The 25,854-nt window shown below is 69.3% G+C and carries 20 protein-coding genes; 15 read left to right on the forward strand and 5 right to left on the reverse strand.

The window, feature by feature from the left end; all coding sequences use genetic code 11:
* Nucleotides 1-744: 744 nt before the first annotated feature.
* From ACIA6C_RS32095 to tpg, 4 genes are all read left to right on the forward strand, one after another.
* Nucleotides 745-2,019 carry a ParA family protein gene (locus ACIA6C_RS32095; protein WP_399281209.1) on the forward strand — a complete coding sequence of 425 codons (1,275 nt, stop codon included), beginning with the start codon at nucleotides 745-747 and terminating at the stop codon, nucleotides 2,017-2,019.
* Entirely contained in the window at nucleotides 2,016-3,020 is a 1,005-nt protein-coding gene (locus tag ACIA6C_RS32100) for a ParB/RepB/Spo0J family partition protein (RefSeq protein WP_399281211.1), read from the forward strand. The genes ACIA6C_RS32095 and ACIA6C_RS32100 overlap by 4 nt, the downstream gene beginning before the upstream one ends.
* A 140-nt stretch (nucleotides 3,021-3,160) precedes the next feature.
* Entirely contained in the window at nucleotides 3,161-5,359 is a 2,199-nt protein-coding gene (tap, locus tag ACIA6C_RS32105; RefSeq protein WP_399281213.1) for a telomere-associated protein Tap, read from the forward strand.
* Nucleotides 5,360-5,375: 16 nt separating this feature from the next.
* Nucleotides 5,376-5,936, forward strand: coding sequence for a telomere-protecting terminal protein Tpg (tpg, locus tag ACIA6C_RS32110; RefSeq protein WP_399281215.1), 561 nt, complete (start codon nucleotides 5,376-5,378; stop codon nucleotides 5,934-5,936).
* A 151-nt stretch (nucleotides 5,937-6,087) separates the two neighbouring features.
* On the opposite strand, the gene ACIA6C_RS32115 is transcribed toward tpg, so the two are convergent.
* The 3 genes from ACIA6C_RS32115 to ACIA6C_RS32125 form a co-directional block, all read right to left on the reverse strand.
* Nucleotides 6,088-6,465: a DUF6009 family protein gene (locus ACIA6C_RS32115; RefSeq protein ID WP_190187537.1), complete on the reverse strand. Its 378-nt coding sequence runs from the start codon at nucleotides 6,463-6,465 to the stop codon at nucleotides 6,088-6,090.
* Nucleotides 6,466-6,681: 216 nt separating this feature from the next.
* Nucleotides 6,682-8,226 carry a phage/plasmid primase, P4 family gene (locus ACIA6C_RS32120; protein ID WP_399281217.1) on the reverse strand — a complete coding sequence of 515 codons (1,545 nt, stop codon included), beginning with the start codon at nucleotides 8,224-8,226 and terminating at the stop codon, nucleotides 6,682-6,684.
* Nucleotides 8,223-9,236 (reverse strand): bifunctional DNA primase/polymerase, encoded by a 1,014-nt coding sequence (locus tag ACIA6C_RS32125; RefSeq protein ID WP_399281244.1) that lies wholly within the window; start codon nucleotides 9,234-9,236, stop codon nucleotides 8,223-8,225. The genes ACIA6C_RS32120 and ACIA6C_RS32125 overlap by 4 nt, the downstream gene beginning before the upstream one ends.
* A 1,218-nt stretch (nucleotides 9,237-10,454) precedes the next feature.
* Here ACIA6C_RS32125 and ACIA6C_RS32130 point away from each other — a divergent pair.
* The gene (locus ACIA6C_RS32130; RefSeq protein ID WP_399281218.1) at nucleotides 10,455-11,123 is read left to right on the forward strand and encodes a DUF4097 family beta strand repeat-containing protein; all 669 of its coding nucleotides are present in this window, start codon (nucleotides 10,455-10,457) and stop codon (nucleotides 11,121-11,123) included.
* 210 nt (nucleotides 11,124-11,333) lie between these two features.
* Nucleotides 11,334-12,155 (forward strand): DUF4190 domain-containing protein, encoded by an 822-nt coding sequence (locus ACIA6C_RS32135; protein ID WP_399281219.1) that lies wholly within the window; start codon nucleotides 11,334-11,336, stop codon nucleotides 12,153-12,155.
* A 63-nt stretch (nucleotides 12,156-12,218) separates the two neighbouring features.
* Here the strand turns inward: ACIA6C_RS32135 and ACIA6C_RS32140 are convergent, their stop codons facing one another.
* Complete coding sequence (locus ACIA6C_RS32140; RefSeq protein WP_399281220.1) at nucleotides 12,219-12,791, reverse strand: FG-GAP repeat domain-containing protein; 573 nt, start codon at nucleotides 12,789-12,791, stop codon at nucleotides 12,219-12,221.
* Between the two features lie 332 nt (nucleotides 12,792-13,123).
* On the opposite strand from ACIA6C_RS32140, the gene ACIA6C_RS32145 reads away from it, so the two are divergent.
* Together ACIA6C_RS32145 and ACIA6C_RS32150 are read left to right on the forward strand one after the other, a co-directional pair.
* Entirely contained in the window at nucleotides 13,124-14,932 is a 1,809-nt protein-coding gene (locus ACIA6C_RS32145) for a polymorphic toxin-type HINT domain-containing protein (protein WP_399281221.1), read from the forward strand.
* Nucleotides 14,929-15,339, forward strand: coding sequence for a DUF6188 family protein (locus ACIA6C_RS32150; RefSeq protein WP_399281222.1), 411 nt, complete (start codon nucleotides 14,929-14,931; stop codon nucleotides 15,337-15,339). The genes ACIA6C_RS32145 and ACIA6C_RS32150 overlap by 4 nt, the downstream gene beginning before the upstream one ends.
* 671 nt (nucleotides 15,340-16,010) lie before the next feature.
* Here ACIA6C_RS32150 and ACIA6C_RS32155 read toward each other — a convergent pair.
* A complete protein-coding gene (locus ACIA6C_RS32155) occupies nucleotides 16,011-16,391 on the reverse strand; it encodes a MarR family winged helix-turn-helix transcriptional regulator (protein WP_399281245.1) in 381 nt (126 codons plus the stop codon).
* Between the two features lie 311 nt (nucleotides 16,392-16,702).
* On the opposite strand from ACIA6C_RS32155, the gene ACIA6C_RS32160 reads away from it, so the two are divergent.
* The 7 genes from ACIA6C_RS32160 to lanM all read left to right on the forward strand — a co-directional run bounded on the left by ACIA6C_RS32160 (nucleotide 16,703) and on the right by lanM (nucleotide 25,732).
* Nucleotides 16,703-17,446 carry an ATP-binding cassette domain-containing protein gene (locus ACIA6C_RS32160; protein ID WP_399281223.1) on the forward strand — a complete coding sequence of 248 codons (744 nt, stop codon included), beginning with the start codon at nucleotides 16,703-16,705 and terminating at the stop codon, nucleotides 17,444-17,446.
* Between the two features lie 3 nt (nucleotides 17,447-17,449).
* Nucleotides 17,450-18,712 (forward strand): hypothetical protein, encoded by a 1,263-nt coding sequence (locus tag ACIA6C_RS32165; protein ID WP_399281224.1) that lies wholly within the window; start codon nucleotides 17,450-17,452, stop codon nucleotides 18,710-18,712.
* Entirely contained in the window at nucleotides 18,709-19,296 is a 588-nt protein-coding gene (locus tag ACIA6C_RS32170; RefSeq protein ID WP_399281225.1) for a hypothetical protein, read from the forward strand. The genes ACIA6C_RS32165 and ACIA6C_RS32170 overlap by 4 nt, the downstream gene beginning before the upstream one ends.
* Before the next feature lie 367 nt (nucleotides 19,297-19,663).
* On the forward strand, nucleotides 19,664-20,188 hold the full coding sequence (locus ACIA6C_RS32175; RefSeq protein ID WP_399281226.1) for a peptidylprolyl isomerase: 525 nt from the start codon (nucleotides 19,664-19,666) through the stop codon (nucleotides 20,186-20,188).
* Between the two features lie 304 nt (nucleotides 20,189-20,492).
* The gene (locus ACIA6C_RS32180) at nucleotides 20,493-21,206 is read left to right on the forward strand and encodes an alpha/beta fold hydrolase (RefSeq protein ID WP_399281227.1); all 714 of its coding nucleotides are present in this window, start codon (nucleotides 20,493-20,495) and stop codon (nucleotides 21,204-21,206) included.
* 1,264 nt (nucleotides 21,207-22,470) lie between these two features.
* Nucleotides 22,471-22,656: a plantaricin C family lantibiotic gene (locus ACIA6C_RS32185; RefSeq protein ID WP_190186651.1), complete on the forward strand. Its 186-nt coding sequence runs from the start codon at nucleotides 22,471-22,473 to the stop codon at nucleotides 22,654-22,656.
* Between the two features lie 64 nt (nucleotides 22,657-22,720).
* Nucleotides 22,721-25,732 carry a type 2 lanthipeptide synthetase LanM gene (gene lanM / locus ACIA6C_RS32190; protein ID WP_399281228.1) on the forward strand — a complete coding sequence of 1,004 codons (3,012 nt, stop codon included), beginning with the start codon at nucleotides 22,721-22,723 and terminating at the stop codon, nucleotides 25,730-25,732.
* Nucleotides 25,733-25,854 lie beyond the last annotated feature (122 nt).

Consider the following 25,854-nt stretch of genomic DNA (forward strand, 5'->3'; position numbering starts at 1 on the left):
AACTCCACCCTTGGCGCACCGAGACCCCGCAACCCCGACGATCGGCACCCCACCCCCACCGCACCATTAACGGCGTTAACGCCCCGCCCCGTGCCCCCACGCCATTCGCCACCCCGACCAGTCACCTCGCGATGGGGCTCTTCGCCCGCACTCCGCCCCAACCCGACGGCTCGGCACCCCACCCCCTGCTCGCACGAAGCAGTCCCACAACGCCGCTCACCATCCCCCGACCTGCAACCCGCAGCCGAGACCCCAGCCCTCGCCCACGGCTCGCCCTCCCACCGCACCATTAACGGCGTTAACGCCCCGGCCCGGCCGCCCCGGGCACAGGCCCTCCCAGAGCATTAACGGCGTTAACGCCTGCCCCTCACCCGTCCAGGACGCCACCTTCATCAACCCGGCGATCCCCACGCACACGCCGGCGCCCCCCACCTCACGGCGCCCCACCAAACCCCCGGGCCGCCGACCCCCCACCCCACCCGGCGGCCTGGACCGTAACGCCGCCTCGGCCACCCCCCATGCCCGCCGGCCGGGCGGCCGCCAGCCCCCCGCCCCGGCCGCCCTCGGCCCGCCGGCCGCCCGGCCCGCCGACTCCCCCGCCGACCCACCCGGCTGACGGAACACCACGGCATGCCCGCCCCGCGCCTGCGCCCCGCGCCCCGCGCCCCCGCCCTCACCAACTTCGTTAGCAAAACCCAAGCGTGGCGCCCACACCCACCCCAGAACGTTAGTAAAGTCCCTCCCATGACTTCCCCCTCCTCCCAGAGCGACCGAGAAAAGGTCGTCTCCAAGCTCCCCCCATGGCTCCGCCAGGAGTTGAAGATCCGCACCGCCCAACTCCGCGTCGACATCCAGGACGCCGTCCACCAGGGCATCGCCCACTGGAGCGCCCTCGCCTCCGCCCCCTCCCCCGTCGACACCTCCGGCGCCGAGTCCTTCTCCACCTGGCTGCCCCTCGGCCAGTGGGAATCCTTCCGCGCCGCCTCCAAGGACCGCGGTGTCTCCCTCATCCAGGGTCTCGCTCAAGCCGTGCACCTCTGGCTGGAGATGAACCCCGCCCCCACCGTCAAGCGGCCCTCCGTCGTCCGCCGCATCGTCGTGTGCAACCAGAAGGGCGGCGTCGGCAAGACCGCCATCACCGCCGGGACCGCCGAGGCCCTCGCCGAGGACCCCTCGACCCTCCACCCCGTCCGCGTCGCCCGCCAACTGGCCCGCCTCGCCCCCGCTTCCGACGAACCGAACGGCGGACGGGGAGCCGCCTACCCGGAGACGACGCCCGTCGACCTGGAAGACCTCCCCGGCCTCGGCATGCGCGTCCTCCTGGTCGACTTCGACCCCCAGGGCCACCTCACCAAGCAGCTCGGCCAGCAGCCCCTCCCCATCGGCGGTGACAGCCTCACCTGCCACATGGCCGGCGAAGCCAAGGGCCCTCTCACCGACCTGATCGTCCCCATCCCCGACGACCGCTTCGGCGACCGCCTGCACCTCCTCCCCGCCTGCACGGACGCCTTCCTCCTCGACGTCCGCCTCTCCACCGTCCGCGCCCGCGAAGCCGCCCTCGAACGCGCCCTCGCCCCCGTGGAATCCGACTACGACGTCATCCTCATCGACTGCCCCCCGAGCCTCGGGCTCAGCATGGACGCGGCCATCTACTACGGCCGCCGCCGCGACACCGAACAGCCCGGCGCCTCCGGTGCGCTGATCGTCGTACAGGCCGAGGACTCCTCCGCCGACGCCTACGACCTGCTCACCTCCCAGATCAACGACCTGCGCGACGACCTCAGCCTCGACATCGACTACCTCGGCCTCGTCGTGAACCTCTACGACGGCCGCCGCGGCTACATCGCCACCTCCTCCCTCCAGGCCTGGATGGACATAAAGGATCCGCGGGTCGTGGCGATCGTCCCCGACCTCAAGGAACAGCGCGAAGCCGTCCGCGTGAAGCAGCCCCTCTTCGTCTACTCGCCCAAGGGCGACCAGGCCGTAGCCCTCCGCGCCCTCGCCCGGGAGATCTCATGAGCAGCAAGGCCGACAAACTGGGAGTCTCCGCCTCCTTCGCCCGGGCCCAGCCCGTCGGCGTCAGCTCCCGGCGCGCGGCGATCGCCGAAGCCACGGGGGCCCCCACCTCCGGCATCGTCCCGCCTTCCGAGGTGCCCATCGAGGCCCTCGCCCACAACCCCTTCAACCTCCGCGAGGACCTCACCGAACTCGACGAGCTGGCCCAGTCCCTGCTCTCCCGGGGTCAGCTCCAGCCCCTCGCGGTCGCCACCCGCATGGCCTTCATGGAGGCGCACCCGGGCCAGACCGACGGCCTGGGACGCGCCCCGTACGTCGTCATCGACGGCAACCGGCGCCTCGCGGCCGCCCAACTGGCCGGCCTCAAGACCATGCACATCCACGTCAACGACGCGCTGTCCGCGTCCGCCGCCGACATCCTCGAATCGGCCCTGATCGCGAACGTCCACCGCGTCGACGTCGCGCCCATGGACCAGGCCCGCGCCCTCCAGGAACTCGTCGACGTCCACGGCTCGCAGGCCCAGGTCGCCAAGCGGCTCGGCAAGACGGCGGCCTGGGTCTCCCAGCGCCTGGCCCTCCTCAACCTGACGCCCACCCTCCAGGAGAAGGTCGACACGGGCGAACTCAAGGTGGAACCGGCCCGCCGCATCGGCCGGCTTCCCCAAGAGGCACAGGCGGCAGCAGCCGACGAGACCATCAACGCCGTCAACCCCCCTCGCCAACGCACCCCCGTTAACGGCGTTAACGCCGTTAACGCCCCCCTCCCCCCGGCCCCGACCGTTAACGCCGTTAACGCCCCATCCACCACACCCACCCCGAAGACCGCACCCCCGCCCCTCTCACCAACCACCACATCCACACCCGCCCCTCCCCCGCACCCCTCCCCCGCGCCCCGCATCACCATCTCCACGCACTCCCCGGAAACCATCGCGGACGCACTCACCGCCCACCTCACCCCCGACGACCTCAAGGCCGTCACCGAGCTCCTGCTCTCCCGCATCTGAGGCAGCACCCCGATGGGGCGTTAACGCCGTTAACGCCCCACGTGCGTTTCATGTGCGTTTGAAGGTGCGCTTCACATAGCCTTGGCGCGGAGACCCATCCGACGCGGACGCGACCCCCACCGAGAGACCCGACGAGAGCCATGAGCAACGACCCGGAACAGACGACGCTCTTCGCAGCCGTCGACGCCCTGCTCGAAGAGGCGGCGGCGCAGGACACCCTGCCGCACCCCGACGAGCGAAAGCGCCTGCGCGAGGCCGCCGGGCTGAGCCAGGACCAGATCGCCAAGGCCCTCTCCGTCCGTCGCGAAACGGTCACCTCCTGGGAGACCGGCCGCACCGCCCCCCGCCCGCCGAAGCGCGCGGCCTACGCCCGCCTGCTCCAGGGCCTCTCCACCCTCCACACCCCCGCTCCCCCGCCCCCCGCGACGTCCGGACCAGTGCCCGCCCCCACGGCGGAGCCGGGTTCGAGCCAGGAGCCCGCCCCCCGCGACACCGTTAACGGCGTTAACGCCGTTAACGCCCCCCTCCCCCCGGCCCCGACCATTAACGCCGTTAACGTCCCGCCCCCCTCCAGCACCGTTGAAGCCGTTAACGCCGCACCCCCCACCCCGCCCTCCTCCCCCACCCCCAAAACCACACCCCCCACCTCCCGCACCCCCCACCCCCTCCCCCTCGCCGTCCTCACCGGCACCCCCCAGGCCCACGCCGCCGGCGGCCTCCTCCTGGACCTCCCCCCCAAGGCCGCCACCGACCTCCCCACCCTCATCGCCTGGGCCCTCTCGCCCGACGCCAACCTCCGCTCCCCCCGCCTCCACCGCAACGGCAAGGACGGCGACCCCCTCCTCGTCCTCACCGCCGCCGCCACCGAAGCCCTCGGCCTCCCCCTCACCCTCGAAGACCGCCGCGGCCTGCGCCTCCCCGACAACCACCCCGTCCTCAAGCTCCTCGCCCAGCACAAGTGGCAGCTCACCCGCCGCGGCTTCGGACCCTGGCCCCGCGTCTACCGCCCCGCCACCCCCACCACCGGCCGCCAGTGCGTCCAGCTCGCGGTCCTCCCCTGGGGCGCCCTCGACCCCCGCGCCTGGGGCGAGGACACCGCCGACCTGCCGGCCCCCGAACTCGCCGACCTGCTCACCGCCTTCGCCACCCGCGTCCTCACCCCCCGCGGCTCCACGGCAGTCACCGGCCTCGAACTCATGACGGCCCTGCGCCCGCCCACCCGCGCCGCCCGCAACCCCGTCACCCATACCTGGGAGTCCGCACCCGTCCCCGGCTCCCTCACCCGCCCCGTCGATCCGGCGCCCCCGGAGGCCCCCGACGAGCACCCCGTGGTCGCCGCCCTCTACCCCCGCGCCCACCAGCGGACCCCGGACCAGGTCCTGGACGAAGAGGCGTACGACTGGATCCGCGACCCCCAACTGCTCACCGACGACGAGTGCACCCGCACCCACGCCGTCGGCATCGACGTGAACATGGCCTTCGCCGCGGCCGCGAACCGCCTCACCGTCGGCCTGGGCCCCGCGAGCCACACCACCTCGCCCCACTTCGACCCCAAGACCCCCGGCTGCTGGCTGGCGGACCTGTCCTCCCTCCCCCAGGACCCGCGCCTGCCCAGCCCCTTCACCCCCCACGGCCGGCCCCCGACCGGCCCCGCCTGGTACGCGACCCCGACCCTCGCCTACGCCCAGGAACTCGGCCACCCCGTCCACCCCACCGAAGCCTGGCTCCGCCCCGACAGCGGCCCCTACCTCGACGCCTGGTACACCCGCCTCCGCGACGCCTACATGGCCACCATGGCCGACCTCGGCATCACCCCGGCCCTCACGGAGGCCGAGTTCCTCAAGGCCATGGCGGAGATGGCCACGGCGCCCCGGCACCCCGCCCTCAAGCCGGTCCTGTCAGCCATCAAGTCCACCGTCAAGGGCGGCATCGGCAAGCTCCGCGAACGCCCCCAGGGCGCCGGCTACCGCCACGGCGAACCCTGGCCGGCCCTCGAACGCCCCACCTGGCGCCCCGACATCCGCGCCGCCGTCATCGCCACGGCCCGCGTCAACATGCACCGCAAGATGCTCAAGCTCGCCACCGCCGCCGGCCAGTACCCCATCGCGGTCCTCTCCGACTGCGCTGTGTACCTTTCCCCCGGCCCCAGCCCCCTCGACTTCCTCCCCCGCACCCCCGAGGGCAAGCCCCTCCCCGGCGGCTTCCGTCTCGGCGTCAGCCCGGGCATGGTCAAGCACGAGGGCACCCAGCCCCTCCTGTGGGCCGTGGAGATGCTCGACTCACAGCTCAATCCCGCACGCCACATCAAGGGCCACGACGCAGCGGCCGACGGAGAGTAAGCGAGAGTAAGAAGCCATGCCCCCCTCCGACATCGACGACAGCCTCACCCGCGCCGACGAGCAGAACTTCACCCGTCCCATCCCCCGGTCCGCGGGCGCCCAGATGCGCTTCCTCGTCAAGCAGCTCAAGTCGACCCGGGAGACGGCCCGCCTGCTCGGCATCTCCCAGCGCACGGTCGAGCGCTACGTGAAGAACCAGATCAAGGCCCCGAAACCGGCCCTGGCGACCCGCCTGGAAAACGAGGTACGCCGCCGCTGGCAGCCCCTGGTACGCAGGCGCGCCCGCGACCGGGCCGCCCGCACCACCGGTCTCGTCATCGAGACCCGCGCCCGCTTCGGCTTCACCGCGGCCCCGGGCACCACCGACGACGGCCGGATGCGGCGCATCACCCAGCACCTCCCGCCGGAGTACGCGAGCCGGCTCTTCGCCGCCCAGGAGGCCGGCGCCACCGAAGCCCAGCTCCGCCAGATCACCGCCGAGGCCCTGCAGGAGATCTACTTCAAGGACAACGGAGCCCGCGCCACCGGCCTCCTGGTCGAGTTCACCGACATCGACTACGTCGACCTGGCCTTCTGAGGGAGCACCGGCTGAGGGACCGAAGGGACTGCCAGGGACCGAAGGGACTGAAATTCGCCATCAAAGTACGACGAGTTTCAGTCACACCACGCGCCCATCAGGCCAGTCAGGCCAGTCAGGCCAGTCAGGCCAGTCAGGCCAGTCAGGCCAGTCAGGCCACGGTGGGGGCGGAAAGCCCCCGCTGCGAGCGCTCGGTCTTCCTGCCGACCTGCCTGGGCTGGATGGTTCGCGGGTCGACGGCCTCACCCGGCGCGCCTTCCCGGTACAGGCCCTCGGGCTGGGCGTCCCGGTCGTGCGGCAGGAGGTAGAAGACGCGCCGCTTCTGCAGCCCGCTGTCCGGGTCCGCTTCCGCCGTGTCGCCGAGCTCGGTGAACCCGATCATCCGCCCGTCACGGTGGTAGCGCGGCTTCCCGCGCCGGCGCGGAGTCTTGTCCAGGGCCTGCCGTACGTAGTCGAGTTCTTCGGGATCCTCCAGCCACACCACTTTGACCTCGTGGGCGAGATCGCTTGCTGTCAGTAGCGAGCTCATGGCCTGGACCCTTCCTCGTGCACGTCGGCCCCGCGGGGCCCCTGGTTTCTCCGCGCCGCGAACGACGCCGTTGCCGGTATGCGACGGAGCCCCGTGGGCTCCCGCCGGCTGGTGGATCCGTTCATCATCCTTGTCCATCGTAGGTGTGCCCGCCCCGGGACTGCAGCACGCATCGACCAGTCACGCCGTAGTTGCCCTGTTCGCGTCACGTGGGACCTACTCTTCATCGGCCAGAAGGGCCAGCCCCGGGTAGAACTTCTGCCCGTTCGAACGGAGCATCTCATTGGGCGAGGCGACGCCCACCTCGGCACGAATGCGCGTGGCGAACGCACGCGTCGTGGCGGGCCTCAGACCCTCCCCATCAAGGCACCAGGCACTGTAGGCGCGGTAGAGGGCTCCCTGTTCGACCTTGAGATCGCGCGGATCGGGCAGCTCCGCGCCGGTGGTGCAGCATTCCGCGAGGAAGCGCCCGATGTGGTCCTCGGTCGTCGCGTAGGCCTGGGTGGCGGTGCGCACGACGCTGGGCCCCGTCAGGGGTGGTTTGTCGGCGAGGTAGGCCTTGGCTCCCTGGATCATCCAATGCAGGATGCCCGGACCCTCTTCCTGTACGAGCGCCTCCGCCAAGTTGTCGATCTTCCGGTGGTCGGGGACGACCTTTTCGAAGGGAATGAGGCGGATCCGGCGCCAGAACGCGTGCCCACCGGTGCCCACCTCCGGGCGGTGGTTGCCCAGGAGCCACAGCTTGTGGGTCGGCTCGAAGCTGAAGAAGTCCTGCCGCATCCGGCGCGCCTTGAGCCGGTCGCCGCCCGTGAGGAGCTTCACGCGGGCCTCGTCGAACTTGTCGTGCGGCTTGAGCTCGCTGCAGACGAACAAGCGCCGGCCGTGCAGTTCGGTCAGCTCGGTGGAGTGCTCGTTGAACTTGCCGCGCTCCATAAGGAAGCCGGGCGGTGCCACGTCCGCGTAATCACCGAGGATCTTGATCACGACGTCGAGCAGGGCGGACTTGCCGTTCGCGCCGACACCATAAAGAAACGGCAGAACCTGACCGCCGACGTCACCGGTGATCGAGTAGCCGAGCAGGAGATGAAGAAAATTGATCATCTCCTTGCCCTTGTCGTCATCGCCGAACGTCTGCTTGAGGAAGGTGTGGAACCTCGGGGTGGGCATGGCCTCGGGCGCCAGGTGCGTGGCACGGGAGTGCAGGTCGCGCGTGGGATTGGGCTTGTGCAGATCGCCGGTACGCAGATCCACCACACCGGCGGGCGTGCAGAGCGCGTACTTGTCCCCGTCCAGGGTGTCCGGGTCCAACGCCAGTTCGGGTGACGCCTTCGCTTGCGTCAGCATGGCCTTGACGCCCGAAGTCGACATGGTGCGCTTGCGGTGCTGGGCCAGCTCCCGGTCCGTGAACACACCGCGCGGGTCGTGGGCGGGCAGATCCTCCGCCATGTCACCGGCGGCCCAGATCGCCGCCTTCTCCCCGCCGGTGCGCTTCCACCGGTACTCGTCCCAGACGTACCAGCCCAGTCCCTCCACATGACGGAACCGGTCGTGGTGAAGGTGCGCGAACAGCTTCGCGTTGCCGCGGTCGGTCAGGTTGTTCAGCAACCCGGCCTGGATGAAGTCGGCGCCCCCGATGCCCGCGGGCGTCGCGCTCTGCTGAGCGGGCAGGCGCCGGCCCTGCGGTGCGGTGTCCGTCGTGAACGCGGCGAGCTGTTCCGCCGCCGCCTGGGCGTTGAACCCCGTGCTTCCGGCGCTGCTCATGGGCGCTCCTTGGGGTGGATCGGCCGATCACTGCCGGCGCGCAACCCTGTGTCGACGATGAGGACGTTTCGGCGTGGCTGGTGGGGTCGCGCCTGGTTCGCGGCGTCGAGGAGCAGCTCCCGGGCCTCGGACCCGGTGAGGTGGCCGGAGGCCGCCAGTCCTCCGGCGGTGAAGGCGGCCCGGTTGAGTTTCTCGCTGAACGCCGTTCCCGAGGGACTGGCGCCGCAGGCACGGACTTCGTCCAGGAGCGAGGCCAGCACCCGTCCACCGGCCTGCCGGGGGCCCCGGGATCCCCGGGTCTTGGGTCGCGGCACGGCGGGCCCCGCCGGGGCGGGCTGCTCCACGCCGTGGCCGGTGCGCACGAGTTCGGCGGTGAGCCACATCGGCAAGGCCGCGGGCACACGAGCCCCGTCCAACGCCTCGTAGACACCCGCGGACGTACGCGTCGTCGGCGCCACGATGTAGCCGCCGACGGCCCGTACGTCGACCTGCCAGGCGAGCGCGACCTTGGAGCTCGAACCACTGGAGCACCGCAGGCGCGGCCCGTCCTGGGGCGTCCGGTACCAGATGTGCATGCCCCCCGAGGGCGTGCGGACGCGCAGGGTCGACGCGTCCCCGCAAGGGTCGGACGCACCCCTGTACGCCGCCAGCAGGGCCAAGGTGTCGAAGCCGCTGCTGAGTCCCGTGAGGTCGACGCGTTCGTCGATGGGGATCCCGGGCAGCAGCTTCTGCCGGTCCGGCAGCGGTGCGGCGTGGGCGTCGACATCGATGACCACCAGTCCCGCAGGGCCGCAGGCGACACCGATCCCGAAGTCGGGGTTGGCCCCCCACCATTGCCGCACCGTTTCGGGGTCCGTGGTGGCCGCGTGGAAGCCGTGGCACCAACGGCCGCGCGCGTGGCACGGGCAGGCGTGCGGCGCATGCCGGCCTTCCCGGCATTCGGAACAGTTCGGAGCGGGCGTCTTGGTCCCTGGCGCGAGGGGGTGGACAGGGTAGCCGCGCAGCGCCATCCAGGTGGCCACGTCCAGTGCGGTCCCGCCATTCACCTCGTGTGGCGGGCTTTCGTAACGCACGGGCACTGGCTCTTCCTTGACGCGGTGTGAGGGGCGGCTGCTCCCAACCCCTTGCTGCTCCCTTGAGTGGCCTTCCACCTGCAGCTCAGGGACCAGAGGGACTGAAGATTCACTATTGCGGAGGTTACCTCAGAGGGCGCGGCGGCTCAGGTTCAAATAGCTGCTGTATCGCCAGTTCAGTCCCTTCGGTCCCTCACTACGTGAAGGTATGGCCCGGTTCATCCGGGAAGGTTCCTCTTCTTCAACCGGCCGACACCCGGGCGTGTCGCAGTTTCTGGCCGAGAACTGACCATGGGTCCTCCCGCCCTTGAGGCCGGCTCGACCGGGACCCTGCTCCGCCCCTGTCATGGTCCGGACCATCGCCTCCGCCCCGGCGGTCCGCCCGGGTCCGACGCGCCTCAGGGTCTGAAAGCACCCCGACTCCGGTTCAGTCCCTCCCTGTTCAGTCCCTGGAAGAAACCGCAGGTCAGAGGGGTGAAGAACGAGTGACAGGGACTAAAGGGACTGAGAATCAGCTCTTCCACTTCTCACGTGTGCGTGTGTATGCGCGGGCGTGAGTAGAGGTACCTAGATGCTTATGCGGCTCATAACTAGAGATTTGAGTCCCTTCGGTCCCTGTCCGCCGGGGGGAGGGCCCCTGACCTGCAGGTTTATGCAGTGACTGAACGGACAGGGACCGAAGCCAGTCCACCGGCGTTCAGTACCTTGTCCCGGGGGGAGCGGGTACCGAGGGAGGGGGGCCACCCCCACGAGCCCCTACCTTCGAGCCGCCGGCCCTCTGCCGGTCCGTGCGGCCCCTGGACAGCCCCTGGGGCCCCAGACCCTGCCCCGGGGCCACCCGGAGCCCCCCATCCACCGCCGAAGCCCTCATGGGCCCCTCAGCCACGCGCCGCTGACGCCCCGTGAGCGGCGGCCGCCTCGTCCAGGCACCCCTGCGCAAGCGCAGGCGGCACCGGGGGCGGAGCGTTCACATCCATTCCATTGCAACGGAGGAGCAGCTGTCGTTGCAATACATTCAGATCCATTGCAATGATTTATCGCTTTGACCTGCAAGAACACCAGTACAAGGCAAGCAGTTCGTTGCGAGACTCGTAAAGGCAACGTAGCTTTTGACGTGTCAGAAACAAACGGCCCAACACGTCGCAGGAGCTCACCATGCAGAAGTTCGACACCCCCACCCCCGTCTCCGCCCACGTAGACATCCCCGCCGGACGCATTCGGTTCATTGCTGCCGACCGCACGGACACCACGGTCGAGGTGGCGCCCGCGGACGCCACCAAGAGCCGCGACGTGAAGGCGGCGGAGCAGATCACGACCGCGTACGGCGACGGAGTCCTGCGGATCGAGGCAGCCCCGGCGAAGAACCGGCTCCTGGGCAACTCCGGTTCGGTCGAGGTGACCGTGCACCTTCCCGCCGGATCCCGTGTCGAGGCGAAGGCGGCCGGCGCGGAGCTCCGGGGTACCGGGCGGCTCGGCGACGTCGTCTTCGAGGCCGCGCACGGCTCGGCGCAGCTCGACGAAACCGAGGGTGCCCGCCTCACGCTCCTCGCCGGTGACATCACCGTCGGCCGCCTGGGCGGCCCGGCCGAGCTCAGCACCCAGAAGGGCGACATCCTCATCACCGAGGCCGTACGCGGCACGGTCAGGCTCCGCACCGAGCACGGCGACCTGTCCGTCGGCGCCGCCCGCGGAGCCTGTGCCTCCCTGGACGCAGGCACCTCCCACGGCCGCATCCACAACGCGCTCAAGAACACCGACGGCACGCCCAGTCTGACCATCCACGCGACCACCGCCTACGGCGACATCACCGCCCGCAGCCTCTGACGGGGGAAATGGGGGAGTGGGGGCGAAACCACTGCTTGCGGTGGTCCGGCAACCGCGCGCACCAGGACCGTGATGCAGCGGCGGACCACGCGCCACGCCCGGTCGTCGGCTGCTTCGAACACCATGCGACGATCAGACGCCATCCGGCGGTCGCGGTGTCCCCGCCTGGCTGTTGGTTGCGCTCACCCGCCGAGCAAGGAGCTCCACCGCATGTCCATACCGCCGCAGCCACCGTCGCACCCTGAGCCGTACGCACAGCCGGGACCGTACGACCAGCCGGGCCAGCCGGGACCGTACGGCCGGCCGGCGCCCTACCAGCCGGGGCAGCCCGGGCCATATGGCGGCCCGCAGGGCTGGTACGCGCCGCCGCCGCAGAAGACCAACGTGCTGGCCGTCGTCGCGTTCGTGATGTCGATCGTCTGTGCGCTGCCGCTGGTCCCGCTGGTCCTGGGCATCGTCGCCCTTTCCCAGATCCGCACCCGCGCGGAGAAGGGCAAGGGATTCGCCGTCGCGGCGATCGTCATCCACGCCGTGACCATCGCGTTCTACGCGACCTTCCTCGCCCTCGGACTCTCCGGAGCACTGGACGACGGCCCCGCGCCGAAGCGCGACACGGGCGGCCAGGTCACCGGCTCGGGCTCCAGCAAGGTCAACGACCTCCGCACCGGGGACTGCTTCACCACGGACGGCGATCTGGCGGAGTACCAGGACAAGGCCGAAGGCCAAGCCGCCTTCTCGGTGCGCGTCGTTCCCTGCGCCCAGCCTCACGAGGGCGAGGCCTATGCCGTCTTCAACCTGGACGCAGGCCCGTACCCGGGTAAGGAGAAGATCGTCTCGCTGGCCGAGGAGAAGTGCGGCGGCACGGACCTCACCGACTACGTCGGCAAGGACGCCAAGGTGTCGGACAAGCTGGAGGTGTTCTACTACTTCCCGCAGTCCGCCACCTGGATCCTCGGTGACCGTAAGGTCACCTGCTTCGTGGGCGACAGCACCGGCACGAGCACCGGCTCGGTCCGCGCCACCGGTTCCTGAGCCGCCGCCCGTGCGACCGGCGCCGCAGACATCCGGCGCCCACTTCGCCCACTTCCCCGTGGACTAGGCGAGGTCGCTTCGGAACCAGTTCCAGGAGCTGGTGCTCTCCCACTTCTTGACCGGGTTGTTGAAGCCGCTTCCGTTGCTGGAGAACTTCCACAGGCCGGTCCGGCTCGTGCCGTCGGCCTGCTGGCCGTAGTTGTAGAGCACCCCGACGTCGGTCTTGCCGTCGCCGTCGAAGTCGCCCGCGGTGACCTTGCTGGCGTCCGCGTTCCAGCTGTTGCTGCCCGAGTCCCACTTCCGGACCGGTCCGCCGAAGCCGGAGCCTGTGCTGGTCATCGTCCACAGGGCGGTGTGGTTGGTGCCGCCCGCGTCCTGCCCGTTGTCGTACAGGACGCCGACGTCGGCCTTGCCGTCGCCGTTGTAGTCGCCGACCGTGACCTTGGAGCGGTCCCAGTTCCAGGAGCCGGTGGTGGTGTCGTCGTTGTCCCACTTCTTGACCGGGGCGTTGAATCCGTTCCCGGTGCTGGTGAGGGTCCACAGCGCCGTGATGATGGTGCCGTCCGCGTCTTGTCCGTTGTTGTAGAGGACCCCGATGTCCGACTTGCCGTCGCCCTTGAAGTCGCCCGTCGTCACCTTCGAACGGGTCCCATAGGCGCTCGCCTCCCCCTTTGCTGCTGCCTTGTCCCCTCGTCGCGCTCGCCGATCGACCCGGGGTTGTGGTTCCCGGTAAGCGACCGGCCGGTGTTCTTCGCATTCTTCATGTACAGCAGGTCGTGCGGAAAAAGCCTGTGTGGGCTGAACTACCGCGCCGCGTGAGGCGCGTCCCCCGCGGCAACTCCGAGATGATCATGACCTCGGGTAACGCCTTAATGTGAGCCGCGACCAAGCGCGCTACGCGCGAGTAACAACGGCGGCCAGTGCCGCCGAGGGGAGCGCGGTCCTTGGGGCCGCGTCATAGGGAACGCATGTTTCAGCACGTCAGACAAAAGATAGTCATCCTCCTCACCGTCATGTGCCTGACGGTGGGGGCGGCCGGTACGGCTACGGCAGCGGATGCGCTTGACCGGCCGCCCACCTTGTTGGAGATCGCCGCCCGGGTATCGCAGTACTCGAAGTGCAAGCAGTTGCCGCTGCTGGAGCGGCCCAAGTGCGGCAAGGAGTTCGCGCTCAAGTCGTTGAAGGTCGGACTCGCCTTGGGGGTGGTCCTCTACACGCTCCAAGGCGCCATGGAGGACGACGAGCAGCCCGCCTTCGCCGAGATCTCGAAGGAGGTGGAGGCGCTCGTCAAGCTCCAGCCGGAGATCCTTCTGCACCCGAAGCCGGACACGGACCCGAAGAAGCGGCTGGAGGTGTTGCAGCAGTTCGCCAAGACGCTCAAGGCGGCCAAGCCGGCGATGGAGTCGCTGCGCGGCAAGCTGGAGCTGGCGGCGCGCGCCAGTGGGACGGCGAACGACTCGGTCGAGATGCTCGCCTTTCTGACCGCCGCCCAGTTCTTCCCGCCGGGTGAGAACCTGCCGCCATCGGTGGACGACGGGTCGTTCCGCCGGTGGATCGACGACGTGCTCGGCGCCCTGACCCAGATCAACAACGGCCTCGACCAGATGAACGAGGCCTTGGACGAGATGAACGGCGTCATGGTCGATGTCAACACGAGCATCGACGGCATGAACGAGGGCGTGAACCAGGCCAACCGGGGGATGGCCCAGCTCAACGAGGGCGTCGGTCAGATGAACACGGGCGTGGGCCAGATGAACACGGCCGTCGCCGGGTTCAAGAAGGCAGCAGAGAAGATCCTCCCCGTCCCGGACTTCGCGTTCGACTTCTCCCACGTCGCCGACCGGGTCGGTGCGAACACCGTGCCGCGCGAGGTGCTCGCCGAGCAGGACCGCAAGATGGGCATGCTGCTCGACCTGCTCCCCGGCATCGGCGACGGCAAGGGCGTCGTCGAGGCCCTCACCGGGCACAACCTGGCCACCGGTGAGGAACTGAGCACCACCGACCGGGTCGTAGGCGGGCTCGTCGTCCTGCGCTGGCTCAAGACCGGCGGCACGCTCACCGCCGAGGCCATCCGCGCCGCCCGGAAGACCGAGAAGGTCGCCGGATGCTTCAACAGCTTCCCGGCCGGTACGCAGGTGCTGATGGGTGATGGGAAGACGACCCGTCCCATCGAGCGGATCGGCGTCGGCGACACCGTCTTCGCCACCGACCCCGAGACGGGTGCCGACGGCCCCCGCCGGGTCGACGCCACGATCCGCACCCCGGACGACGTCGACTTCACCGGCATCACCGTCGGCCAAGGGGCGGCCGCTCTCACGGCCACCGACCACCACCCGTTCTGGGTCGAGGACCGCGGGCAGTGGACGGACGCCGCCGAGCTCAACTCCGGCGACACCCTGCGCACCCCAGACGGCACGACCGTCGCGGTCGACCGGGTCACGCACTGGAAGGAACTCCAGGGCGCGTACAACCTGACGGTCAACGACCTGCACACCTACTACGTCCTCGCGGGTTCGACCCCGGTTTTGGTCCACAATGCGGGTGGACTGTGCAGCAGGCCGGCCGCCATCGCGAAGGCGACCGGCTACTCGGTGAAGCAGATCAAGGACGCGATCCACAAGGTGAAGGCCCAGGGCGCGTGGCGCGGGATCGGCGGCAACAAGAACCCGGACATGCTCGTCGACCCCAAGACCGGAGAGGTGCACCCCCAGATGCCGGACGGCTCGCCGGGCGACAGCATCGGCAACATCTTCGACCACCTGCCGGACCTGCCGTGATCGAGGACCTCGGCGACCGCTGGCGCATCGGGCTGCGGGGCACCCCGGTGCTGGCCGTCAGTCGTACCGAGCAGGCGCTGTCGGTGACGTTCGCCGACGGGACGGCCCTCACGGTGTCCGGCCCCGTGCTCCTGACCGAGGGGCCGGCGACTGCCCCAGGGGCCGTGACGGTCGCCGATGACTGCTGGGACCGGCTCGTCGGCGCCACCGTCCTGTCGGCGGTGGCCTTCAGGACGGGGGCGCTGCGGCTGGTGTTCAGTACGGGCTACCACCTGAACGTCCGGGGCGCGGAGCCGGGAACGCGGGCGTCCCTGCACCGGCCCGGCGCGTTCCGCTGGTCCTGCCGTGCGGGGGCCGGCGTCATGCTGACCCCCGGGACGGAGGGCTGGGAGGGCCGGGAAGCCTAGGGCCTGTTGTGAAGTGCTGGTCGCAGCCACTCGTTGATGGCCGCGACCAGCACGGTCGCTTCTGCAGCCGATCACCATCCTGTAGGACTCACGCCCGGACAGGCTGTGCTGATGCACCAGGGTCAGAAGTGGGCCGACTCGTCGGAGTAGGCGATGGTTGTGGGGGCTGTACTTCGGTATGTCATCTCGGTCCGGGGCCATCACAGGACCGTCAGGACGGTGACGGTCAGCAGGACGCCCGACACACCGCCCAGCAGCATCCTGCCGATAGCGGTCGTCCGACGGGCCGGCGCGGTCGGACCGGGTCGTTCAGGGTTAAGTGGTGATGACGCTCTTTAGGTTCGGCGCTGCTCCGCACCGGTCGGTCGGAGATGCCTCGGCCAAGAGGACGCGACACTGGGGCGGTCGGTTGTGGCCGGGGCGGGTGGGGCCTCCAGAAGGCAGCGGCATCGGGCGGGATCACGGTGGCGCTTCGTTGAGGTGGCCAGGTCGGCGTCCGGCAGATTGGGCCCCTGCCTGACGCACTGGACGCGCTGGTGCTCTGACCGGGGAGGTCCACCGGTCCGCGGAGGGCTCGGCACGGCAACTCGCGTGTCGTTTTCCCCTTGGCCGGTTGCCCTGGCGGACGGTTCGTTCACGGCCGGCGGTCTTCAGGGCGGTGGGCCATCGGCTCACCAGGCAGGCCGGATCGGTCCCGGCTGGGCAAGGAGTGTCAGGTCGGCGACGAGTTCGCTGAAGCGCGCCTGGCCCAGTACTTCTCGCCACGGTGCGACGGCAGTCCGGGCTGCCTGGTCGGCGGCGCGCGTGGCGGCCCAGCCGGTCTCAGTCAGTCCCAGGAGGCGGGCGCGGGCATCGTGCGGGTGTGGGTGCCGCTCTACGTACCCCTTTCGGACCAGCTCCTCGACCAGCTGGGCGGCGGTCTGCTTGGTCACCCCCAGGTGCTCGGCCAGGTCGGCCGTGGTGGCGCCGCCTGCAGAGATGCGGGCGAAGGACACCCTCACCGCCCTCTTCGCCTCCCGTTCCTCTTCGCCAACGGCTCCCTCCCCGACCACCGTCACTTCCTCACCCGCCTCCTCCCCCCGGCCGCCAACCCATCCCCTACGAGGCCCAGCCGGTCGCCGTCCCGTTCGGCAACTTTTCGCCGCCGGAGCGGCGTGGGGCGGGGGATTTTCGCGGTGACTCCCACTTCTCGGCCATCCCAGGCGCACCACGGCGCACTTTGACACCACCTTCCAGCCACTTCGCCCTCTCCACGGCCGGAGCCGTCCACTCCAGCCTTAGCGTTCGATTCGCGGATCGCACGCACAGATGTCTCCCACACAAGTCGCTCCTCCCCGAGGAGTGGCGGATTGCGCGTTGCCCCATGGCTCTGGTTTTCGATGATGTGAGCTTCCGGTACGGCCGCCAGGCTCCGGTGTTCAGCGGGTTCGACCTGACCGTCGACGCTCCGGCCACGGTGCTGCTCGGACCCAACGGTGCGGGCAAGTCCACGCTGATGGCATTGGCGGCGTCCCACCTGCGCCCGGCCACCGGCACGGTGGCCTTCGGCCGCAGCCGACCCGACCGGCGCGGATCAGCCGGCTATCGCAAGAAGGTGGCCTGGATCCCGCAGCACATCACACCCGTGCCCGGTCTCACCGTCCGCGAGCAGATCGCTTACGCGGGATGGCTCAAGGGCATGTCCCGGGCCGCCGCCTGGAAGTCGTCCGCGGCCGCTGTCGAGCGGGTGAAGCTCGCTCCTCTCGCCGGTCGCAAGAGCCACCAGGTAAGCGGCGGTCAGCTCCGCCGCATGGGCATAGCCGGAGCCCTCACCCACCACAGTGAGTTGATCCTCATGGACGAGCCCACCGCAGGGCTCGATCCCCAGCAGCGGCAGGTCTTCCGCGATCTGCTGGCGGAGCTGTCCGCGTCCGTACAGGTCGTGGTCTCCACCCACCAGACCGAGGACCTCTCCGAGCTGTACCAGCAGATCCTCGTGCTCGACCGCGCCGCCGTACGGTTTCGGGGCACCCCCGCAGACTTTCACGCGCTCGCCCCGGCCGCGGCCACCGGAGAACGCGAACGGGCGGAGGCCGCCTACGGGCGGCTCGTCGGGCAGGAGATCTGACCCATGCGGTTGCGCACGCTCCTGCGTTCCTCGTCGGCCACGCTCATGCTGCCGCTCCTGGCCGGTTTCGTGGTCTTCCTCCTCAATGACACCCTGGCCCTGAACGCAACCGCGGGGTACGGGCCCTCCACCGTCGGGCAGGCCTCGTACGTACTGGCCTTCGCCGCCGCGGCCTGTGCCGGCAGCGCGGCCTGGGAGGGGGCGCGCCTCAAGCGCGGCCAAGTGTTCGGACGGGCACCCGCCCGCGGCCCGCTGGCCATCGCGCTTCCGGTCCTGGCACCGGTGTGGGGCATGGGCATGACGGGACTCGCGGCAGCCCTGCTGATCTCGGCGAGTGCAGTCGGAGCTCCTCCGGCCCCGTCCCACCTGGGCATGGTGGGCGCCCAGGCACTGCTCCTGGCCGCCGCCACCCTTACCGGGTATCTCGCCGGATGCCTCCTGCCCGGCATCGCGGCCGCCCCCATCGCGCTGACGGCGGGATTCTGCCTCACGGCCTTTCCCGTCTCGATGAACTCCTCATGGCCCCGCCACTTGGTCGCCGGCGCCTTCTCCGAATGCTGTTCGGTCGGCTCCGTCATCGATCCACGGGCCATCTGGGCACCGGTGGCCTTCGCCACAGGCGTGATCGCCGCCGCGCTCCTGCTCATCCACCGCTCCACGCTCCGCAGCCGCGCCGTCGCCCTCCTCCTGGTGGCCGCCGGCACCGCGGCCGCCCTCCCGCCGGCTCTGGGCCTCGGCTACAGTCCGCTCACCGCCCGCGATGCCTCGGAGCTCGTCTGCGACACCCGGGATCGGCCACAGGTTTGTCTTTGGCCCGAGCTCGCGACCGACTCCCGAGTGGTATCGCAGACGCGCGTCTATGCGGCCCGCCTTGAGCAGGCGGGCCTACGGGTTCCCGCCGTCCTCACCGAGAACCGTGACCCGGGGCCGGGCGAAGCCCGGTTCGCGGTCCCGAGCCGTCCGCAAGCCGCAGAGATCGCGCTGAACCTCGCGTCCGCAGTCATGCCCGGCATACCCGAGTGCGCACGCCGTACCGGCACGTTCCCGAGCTACCCCGCACGTGCGCCCGTGATGGCCTGGATCACCTCGGTCGCCCTGCAGACGCCGCCCGGCCCCGAGCACCTTTCGCCGAACGAGGCCACCCTCGTACAACGGGTCCTTCACGAACCCCGCGAGAGACAGCTGGCCTGGTACGAAAGCAACCGCAAGGCACTGACCACCTGCGACCAGCCACCCCGGCTCGAACTTCCCGGAGCCGCCGGATGAACTGGTGGCTCAAGTCCAGAGGCGCGCTGTCCCTGTGCAGCTGGTCGCTCCTGACGACCCTGGCCGGTCTGGCCTTCGGCAGCACCGCGCTTCCCCTGCCCTCCCTCAACGGCGCCTCGGGCACGTTCCTCGTGGCAGGTCTGATCACCGTTGTGCCCGCCATCCTGTGGCTGACGAGTACGGGCCGCGTCGGACCCCACACCGAAGCCACCTCCGTACGGCCCGTGAAGCGCCGGGACACCGCACTCGCGGTGAGCCTGGCCGCCGCCGTAGTAGCGGTCACGCTGGCGGGCCACTCACTGGGCGCCGACGGCATCTCCCTGGCCGTCGGCCGCAACACGGTCGCCTTCATGGGCATCGCCCTCGCCCTCGAGCCACTGACCGGACACAGGAGTGCCGCCCTCCTCACCGCGGCCGTCCCCCTGCTCTGCGCAGCCGCCGGCCGGCGCTCGGGCAGCGTGGGCGCCGAGCCATGGGCGCTGATCCTGCACCCCGGCAACTCCGTACCGGCATTCGTGGCCTCCCTGACCCTGCTGCTCGCCGGAGCCCTCCTCAACTTCATTCGGCCCCTCGGCACGAGATGACCGGCGCGCCCGGCCCATCCCGCTGCAGCACGGAGGACGAGCCGGGTCGGACAGACGGGACTACCCGCCACCTCTGCTTCCTGCACTTGACCATTCCCGCGGACCGAACCCGCGTCCTAGACTGCGACCGCTCTGAGACCTGGAGATCAACGGGAGGGTGTGCGAGATGAAACGGGCATTGACCAGCGGATTCGCGGCTGTGGTGTTAGTTGTGGCTGGAGGGAGTGCCGCCACCGCTTCGGACGGCGTTCCGCCACGCACCACGCACGGCCCTTGCCAGTACACGCAGACCCCGGATGAGCCGCCGGCGCGCTCTGTTCCCCTGCCGCCCGACCCGCGTCGTACCCCCGGTCGTGGCACGGTTGACGTGGCTGTTCCGACCAGCCAGGGCCCGCTCCCGCTGCACTTGGACCGGGCCAAGGCACCGTGCACGGTCCAGAGTTTCCTGCACCTGGCACGGCACGGGTTCTACGACCGTACGGTGTGCCACCGTCTGACGGCGTATCCGACGCTGAAGGTCCTGCAGTGCGGCGACCCGACCGGTACCGGTGAGGGCGGCCCCGGGTACAAGTACAAGGACGAGCTGCCGGTGGACCTGCCGCCGGCACCGACCGACCCGACCGGCGCGCGCCGCCTCTATGGGCGCGGCCTGCTGGCCATGGCCAACGCCGGCCCGGACACGAACGGTTCCCAGTTCTTCGTCGTGTACGGCGACTCCGCACTGCGACCGAACTACACGGTGTTCGGCACGGTCGGCTCCGACGGCCTGACGACACTCGACAAGGTCGCCGCCGGAGGCATCGAGCCGACCGCCCAGGACCCGGCACCGGTCGACGGCACCCCCGCGCTGCGGACCGAGCTGCTCCGCGTCCGGCCGTGCTATTGGCCCTGACACACCGCGGCGTGGCCACGTCCTCGACGGGCGTGCCTCGCGCCTGTGCCCGCACTCCGCGAAGAGCTCAAGGCCCTGCCAGCGGACTTCGTACGGTGCCGCCCACGGACATCGCACCCATCGTCCGGTCCCGGCTCCACGCCGGGACCGGACTCCGCGGCCGCGCGGAGCCAGATACCGGGCCATAGAACCGGTAACTGCCGGCCTGTGTGCATGGTCCGTATCGGGCATCCATGGACGCGGCAGGGCATGCATCGAAAATATTTTCCAGGAGATCCTCAGGCTGCCCGGCTACGGTGCGGGCATGGTGAATTTCGTGCTGGTTGCAGGTGCACGGCTCGGGGCGTGGGCGTGGGGCGAGGTGGTGCCGTATCTGCGCACCGCCGGCCACGGCGTCTATCCGTTGACGCTGTCCGGTCTTGCTGACAAGCAGGGTGTACCGGCGGGGCAAGCGACTCATGTCCAGGACATCGTTGCCGAGGTGGAACGCCAGGGTCTGCGTGACGTAGTCCTGGTGGGGCACAGCTACTCGGGCATACCGGTAGGTCAGGCCGCGGAGCGGATCGGTGACCGACTGGCCCGCGTGGTGTTCGTCGACTCGAGCGTTCCCACTGACGGCGAGTCGTTTGTCTCCGCCTGGCCGGACGGCGGGGCGGCAGTGGAGGCATCGATCGCCGAGAGCGGAGGGTTTTGGCCGCTGGTGCCAGCTGCTCATTACGACGGCGAGGGTCTCACCGATGAACAGATCGCACGCCTCGTGGGTGGCTCGACGCCTCACCCAGGTGCCACGCTGACCGAGCCCGCTGTGCTGGCGGGGCCGCTCGGTGAACTTCCGGCGACATACATCCTGTGCGTGATGCCAGGGGCCGAGCCCGACGACGCCGAGCCCGACGACGATGTGGCTGAGCTACTGAACAGCGAGCGCTGGCGGCTGGTCAAAATGGACACCGGCCATTGGCCGATGTTCTCCCAGCCGCGCGAGCTGGCGCAGATTCTCCTCGATGCTGCCGTGGAGTGAGAGCACCTCCATGCCTGCGGGCTGATTTCGGACGCGCTCGATGTGCACTGGTCACAGCCATTCGCCGATGGCCGCAAATGAGGACGGTCGCCTCATAGCGGACCGCCAGCGTGTCGTATCGCGTGGCGCCCGCCCCGGGCTGGGTTTCTGGACTTTCTGGACCGTCCTTCGCACCCGCAGGCGCGGGACGGAGGCGGACCAACCTTGATCGCGTACCAGCGATACCTGGGTGCTACCCCAATCAGGGGCCTGGTTCATTCAGGCCGACCTCATCAAGACCGCTCTTCTCTCGAAGAACCAAGACCCCCTCGGGCCGGACTCCGTCCGCGAGATCACCGTCCTCGGCGTGTGTAGCCAGCCCTACCGCGGCCGGGTACCCCGAGCATGGTGCCCATGGCCAGCACACGCCGACCGGGCAAGCACCCTGCGGCCGTGTCCGCGTTCGGGAGGACGCATCACCCGGTTTCGCGCGCTCCAGGCCCACCAGCGGGTCTGGACCGCCCACAAGACATCAGTCGCACTGCACATGGACTGCCAGCCCGGCACACACCCCGGCCACACCACGCCGGAAGTGGGACGGTTGAGCCGCTGCTGCCGCAGGGTACCAAGCCGGGCTGCCCGCAGGTGCGGACGAGGCGGCAGCTGATAGACGGCATGCGGTGGCGGACAGCGGCCCCCCGGACCGGTGCTCCCTAGCGGGACGTGCCCGAACGCTATGGGCCGTGGGACCTGGTCTACATGCGGTCTTGGCTCAGTCCGTTGAGCGTCAGCCCGCGGGGGAGGACTCCACGGAGAAGCCCGACGTGGACTGCCGGGTGGTCCGGGTCAACCGCGGTCTTCTGGCTGACCAAGAGGCGGGGATTGGCCGAGGTCGGCCGCTGGCGGTGGTCCTAGGTACTCCCGTCCGTGGCGATCTGGTGGGTAAACAACGAGAACGTTCACAGGAGCGCTCTGTGGGGGTGGTCCGACACAGGGCCACTTACGTGGAATCGGTGTGTGCACGCGGCACGACTGGGCCGGATCTGCCTGCCGCGACCAGCGCAACCCGTCCCGTCATCAGTGGGTTGTCGGTGGCCCGGACCGCAGCGAGGCCTCGCCAAGCAACTCCGGACCTGATTCGTCCCCGCCCGGAGGGGGGCCTAGAGCCCGTCGCGGGGCGGGGGCGTCATGCGGCATGAGTCCGTAGCGTTCAGGCCGTAAAGATCATTAACGGATCGTCCGGCCGTTTGGGCGGGCGATCCAACCCACGAAGGGGATCAATCCGATGACTAACCCGAACGTCGGCATCCTGGAAGAAATCGACGACCAGAACCTCGGCTCCGTCAGCGCCGCGGGCAGCAAATGGGGCACGACCCTGACCTCGCTGGCCTGTCTCGGCGCCAGCTACGTACTGGGGAACAACGGGAACTTCTGCACGGCCACTGCTGAGTGCCAGTCCAACTGCAAGTGACCGCATGACGCCGGGGTCCCAGCTCCCGGCGTCACCTCCCTCCCCGCACTGGACCCGGTGTTCCATGAAGAGTCACAACGATCCCGCCAGCCCGGCAGAGGCGCTGCGGACGTATCTGCCAGAGCTGACTTCCCCTGAGCTGATCGCGCGCGTCGAGGAGCGGCTACGAGAGGCGGCCGAGGAAGACGACGGCGTTATCGCGGTCGAGGACACGACGCTGAGCGCCGCTTTGCCCGACACCTACGATCCGTCGCTGGACGTAGGCGGGCTCTTCCACGACTACTTTGCGCACTTAATCCGTCCCTGGGAAAAGCTTGTACGTGCCGCTGCCGAGTCCTGCGCCTTCATAGCCGCCCCAGACATCATCGTTGCCGACTTCCTCGAACATCAGACGGCACTCCTCTCCCGCCTGATGCTTCGCACCCTGCTTGAGGCACTGCACCGGCGGCGCTCCGACGGCCTCCTCATCGGCGACACCCCCCAGGATCGGTACGCCGCATTCCGGCAGTGGACGAACAGCGATGCCGGGCACGCTGAACTGCTGTCGCGCTACCCCTACCTGTTTCGGCTGGTGAACCGTCAGGTCGAGGCATCCACACGGTACGTACTTGAGCTTCTCGGGGAGATCGAGCTGGCCGGCGACGACCTTGTCGCCTTGCTGCCCCTAGGAGGGACCCTTCGAGTCAAACGCTTGGTCATCGGTGAAGGCGACACCCACAACGGCGGGAGATCCGTCGCGCAGATCCTGTTCACCGATGGCGGCCGTGTCGTCTACAAGCCGCATCCGCTTGGAGCCGAATCCGGCTACAACTCGTTCGTCGCGTGGATCAATGACCGGCTCGGCACGGACCTGCCGACCGTGGCCGTACTGCAGACCAAGCGCGGCGGATTCGTAGAGTTCGTCCCTACCCAGGTCTACGCCGGCGAACAGAAGGAATACTTCGCCCAAATCGGAACCCTCGCAGGGATCCTCTTCCTGCTCCGGGCCACCGACATCCACTTCGAGAACGTGGTGTCCTGCGCTGCCGGCCCTGTGGTGATAGACACCGAGACGCTGCTGTCACCCCGTATACGGGTTCCCGAGTCGTACGACACCGGCGCGGCTTCCGGCATCGCCGCATCAACTCTCCAGGAATCGATCATCGGGTCGGGGCTCCTCCCGCTCGTCGTACGAGCCGGGAACGACGACCACGGTATGGACATCGGGGCGATCGGGTACGACACCGGCCAACGCGCCCCGTATAAGTCGTTCGGCATCAAGAACCCCGGCCGCGACGACATGTCCGTCTCCATGGTCACCATGACGACGACCGTCTCCAACGCCAACTTGGCGGTCCAGCGCGCCCTCCAGCTGTCCGTCCCAGAGCAGCGAGACACGATCAAGAACGAGTTCCGCCGGGTTCTCGACCACGCGGCGGCCCACCCGAGCGACGTCTTGGCCGCCATCGAGTTTTTCCTTGGCGATGTCCAGTTCCGCCACGTCAACCAGGCGACGGTCTTCTACGCGCAGCTGCTGCGCATGGCCACCCATCCGGACGCAATGGCGAGTTCTCTAGTGCGCGCAGCCGTCTTGAACCGCGTCTTCCTACGGACCGGCTCTCCCGAGATTGCTGACGACGAGGTCCGTCAGATGTCACGCGGGGACGTCCCGTACTTCTCGTACACGGCACGGAGCCGCGCGCTCCAGTCCGCTGACGGCACCGTACACACCGACGCCCTGGCTGAGTCTCCTCTGGAAACCCTACGCGCCCGGATCCAGGGGATCGACGAGGCAGTGATCGAGCGGGAAAGCCGATTGATCGACTTTTCCTTCGTCAACAAGCTGCCGACCGATCGGGAGAAGACCGGCTTCGTACCGACGCCGAGCCGAGATCGGGCCGCGGGCCGCATAGACCGGGACCGGTTCATCAAAGAAGCCGAGCGAATCGGTGACAGGCTCCTGGCGACCCTCATACCAAGCAACGACCCGCACCACCCGGCAACTTGGATTGCCCCGCAGGTCACCACCGACTCGCAGAGCCAGTGGAGTCCGGGAAGCCTCGGCTACGACCTGTACGGCGGCAGTCCCGGCCCCGCGCTCGTCCTCAGTGCCCTGGCCCGCGAGACCGGCCGGAAGGACTTCGCCGATGCCGCCCGGCGTGTCCTGGACCCGGTCGAGGAGCAGCTACGCAGCGGCCTTCTGGCTGAACACGGAGTGTCCGTCGGAGGCATGACGGGACTGGCAGGCACCGCTTATGCCCTCGCCGTTGCTCGACAGCTACTCGACGAACCAGAAGAAGGGCGCCATGGCGACCTGGCCCGGGAACTGGCCCGATCCTGCGGGACCGAGGTTGGAACGGACTTCCTGAGCGGAATGGCCGGCGCCTTGGCTGTGGCAATGGCTCTGCACGACCGTACGACGGACCCATCCGAACGCGCTGTCGTCGCTGAGGCCGTCCGTTCCATCGCCGCCCAGGAAGTCCGCGCCCTTGGCGGTGTCGCTCTCCAAGATGCGCGCGTCACCCAGTACACCGGGTACGCGCACGGGGCGATGGGCATCGCTCCCGTACTACTCCGCTACGGAGCACAATTCGCCGATCCAGAGGCCCACCATCTCGGACTGCGGATCCTCAAAGCCGTACTCGCCGAGCAGGACAAAACCGACGGTGACTGGCCGCGAGTTTGGGGAGAGGAAGAGCGTTCGTACGGGTGGTGCCACGGAGCGCCCGGCCTCCTCCTCGGCGCGCTGATGAGCAGGGAACACGCTTCTGAAGCCGTTCCACGCCAGACCCTGGACCAGCTGTCCTCACTCACCCTCGCCCGCGGCTTCGGCAACAACCCGACCTACTGCCATGGCGACCTCGCCAGTGTCGAGATCGCCCGCTTCGGCGAGCGGCTGGTTCCCGGGCTGTTCGGTGACGGCATCACGGACCTGTATCCCAGGCTCTTCGACGAGGTCATCGAGCAGTACGGACGGCGGTCCGACACCAAGTACGCCTACAGCAACAGCCTCATGGTCGGCGAGTCCGGTCTTGCGTGGTCCGTCCTGCATCACTTGGACCCCGAAGCCCACCCCTCCCTGCTGCGCTTCGCCTGAAAGCGCGTACGCAACCGGCCATCGCGAACCCGCAACGTCCGCATGCCGGACCACTACCCGTTTGCGGAGCCGAGCAATGGCCCATCACAAGCTGGGTCCGCCCCGAGTGCGGACTCTGGAAC

The organism is Streptomyces sp. NPDC051578, from assembly GCF_044454045.1.
Lineage (GTDB): Bacteria > Actinomycetota > Actinomycetes > Streptomycetales > Streptomycetaceae > Streptomyces.